Below are 2592 nucleotides of genomic sequence, written 5' to 3'. Positions count from 1 at the left end.
TCCCCGCACCGGCCGTCGATCGCCGCATCCTGGTTCTGAAAGAGCCGGTCGGTGTCTGCGGGATCATCACACCCTGGAATTTCCCAAATGCGATGATCACGCGCAAGGTGGCGCCTGCGCTTGCCGCGGGCTGCACTGTCGTTATCAAGCCATCTGAATTCACGCCTTTTTCGGCTCTCGCCATCGCTGTTCTGGCTGAGCGGGCCGGAATTCCGGCGGGCGTGATCAACATCGTGACGGGCATGCCGGCGGAAATTGGCAAGGAGCTGATGGCCAACGAAACCGTCCGCAAGATCTCGTTTACCGGATCGACGCGCGTCGGTGCTTTGCTGATGAAAGGCGCCGCCGACAACATCAAGAGGCTCAGCCTCGAGCTCGGCGGCAATGCGCCGTTCATCGTCTTTGACGATGCCGATATCGACCGGGCCGTCGAGGGCGCGATTGCTTCGAAGTTCCGCAATGGCGGACAGACATGCGTCTGCTGCAATCGCATTCTCGTGCAATCAGGCATCTACGATGCCTTTGCACGGAAGCTCGCCAGCCAGGTCGCGAAAATGAAGGTCGGCGCCGGCACCGAAGAGGGCGTCGCAATCGGGCCGATGATCAACGGCGCGGCGATCGAGAAGATCAAGCGGCACGTGGTGGACGCCCTGGACAAGGGCGCAATGATCATCTCGCAGAGTGAAATGGTGCCGGAAGGTCGGCAATATGCCCGGCCTCTCGTGCTCGGTGGCGCGACGACTGAGATGCTACTCGCTTCGGAGGAGACCTTCGGGCCGGTCGCTCCGCTTTTCCGGTTCGAGACCGAGGACGAGGCGATAGCGATCGCCAACGGCACTCCTTTCGGCCTTGCCGCCTATTTCTACACTGAAAACCTCAAGCGCTCATGGCGTGTTGCCGAGGCGCTCGAGTTCGGCATGGTCGGCCTGAACACCGGCTTGATTTCGACCGAGGTTGCGCCGTTCGGTGGCGTCAAGCAGTCGGGCCTCGGACGCGAGGGATCCCAGCTCGGGATAGAAGAATATCTCGAGACCAAGGCGCTGCATGTCGGCGGGCTGGACTGAGCGGCCTATCGGATCAGTATCTGAAACAAGAAAAGGGGGCGGCTGAACCGCCCCCTTTTTCCTTCACAGCGCACCGACTTCGATTGAAGCTTTTGAAGAACTGAAGCGTAACGAGAGAGCCCGAGGGAACTGCGCTCACGCGCTCTCGCGCAGGGGCTCCAGGCCGACGGCCGCCGCAAGCCCGTCGATGCCAGCGACCTCGGTGTATTCATAGAAGGGGTTCGCGGGCTCGTGGCCGCGGTTCACCCAGACCTTGCTCTTGATGCCGAGGTCGTAGGCGGTCATCAGGTCGTAGCGGAAGGAGGAGGAGACGTGGGTGATATCCTCCGGGCCGCACCCCAGCTTGTCGAGCATATACTCGAAGCCCTTCATGTGCGGCTTGTAGGCGCCGGTCTCCTCCGCCGTGATGACCATGTGGAACGGAGCGCCAAGCTTCTCCACATTCGACATGATGAGGTTCTTCATGGAGTTCGACAGAATGACCAGCGGAATCTCCCTAGCAACTTTGGCGAGACCCGCTGGGACATCGGCATGTGGACCCCATGTGTGGACCTCCTCATTGATGCGCTGGGCATGCTCCGGCCGAAATACGATACCGTTGCGCTTGCACGCGCGCTCCAACGCATTGTGCACGACCTCGAAATACGGCTTCCAGGAGCCGAGAACCTCGTCCAGGCGATAGGCCGCAAAATCCTTGATGAGCTTTGCCATGGCCGTCGACGAGAGCTCGGAGCCGTAGACCCTCCTTGCTGCGCCGGCCATGTCGAAATTGGTCAGCGTGCCGTAACAGTCGAAGGTGATGTACTTGGGTCTAAACGTTGCCATGGCTCGATCCTTTTTGGCTCTCACGCACCGCGTTCCGGTACATCAGGGATCATAGTGGGCAGACGACCGGATAAAGCACCGCTGTCGCGGCGACCAGGAGCAGATTGTGTCGTATCGGATCGCAGGTATGGCAGAGAGTTGTGCGAAAAGGCGCCCTCCGACGTGAGCGCCAATGCCTTGCGCAGCCCGATGCCCGCATAAGATGCGGCGCCGGTCGTCAATGATAGTCAAAATGCCCTTCGTCCTTGTTCAGCCCGGGAGCAACTGCTGTTCCGGGCGTCTTACGTTGAGTTCCGAAGACATCGTGGTGGCCGCACAAGCGTTGCGGTTGATCTGGAGGACGACATGTTGAGCAACTCGCTGATTGAGCTCGATCGCGCGCATCTGATTCACCCGGTCTCATCCTATCGCAGCCACGAGGCGACGGGCGTCCGTGTGCTGAAGTCAGGGAAGGGCGCGACGCTGACCGATGTCTCGGGACGTCAATTGCTGGACGGTTTTGCGGGTCTGTGGTGTGTCAATGCCGGTTACGGACAGGACAGCATCGTCGAAGCGGCTTTGAGGCAGCTCCGCGAACTGCCTTATGCGACGGGTTATTTCKGGTTGGGCTCCGACCCGGCCATCCGGTTGGCCGCCAGGCTGGCTGAATTGGCGCCTGGCGATCTGAACCATGTCTATTTCACCTTGGGTGGCTCCGATGCCG

General features: G+C 60.5%; 3 protein-coding genes. 2 read left to right on the top strand and 1 reads right to left on the bottom strand.

Going from position 1 to position 2592, the window contains the following annotated elements:
• The coding region (locus AC1D00_RS36055) for an NAD-dependent succinate-semialdehyde dehydrogenase (RefSeq protein ID WP_477013949.1) at nt 1–1064 on the top strand (1064 nt) is incomplete at its 5' end.
• A gap of 135 nt (nt 1065–1199) precedes the next feature.
• Here the strand turns inward: AC1D00_RS36055 and AC1D00_RS36050 are convergent.
• A complete protein-coding gene (locus AC1D00_RS36050; RefSeq protein WP_477013948.1) occupies nt 1200–1889 on the bottom strand; it encodes a haloacid dehalogenase type II in 690 nt (229 codons plus the stop codon).
• A 345-nt stretch (nt 1890–2234) separates the two neighbouring features.
• Between AC1D00_RS36050 and AC1D00_RS36045 the strand changes: the two genes are divergently transcribed.
• Nucleotides 2235–2592, top strand: a 358-nt coding sequence (locus AC1D00_RS36045; protein WP_477013947.1) for an aminotransferase class III-fold pyridoxal phosphate-dependent enzyme, incomplete at its 3' end; no start/stop codon positions are given.

The organism is Bradyrhizobium sp. P2_E8 (assembly GCF_056403875.1).
The sequence above is the reverse complement of the archived record's forward strand: the minus strand, read 5'-3'. Positions and strand labels throughout refer to the sequence as shown.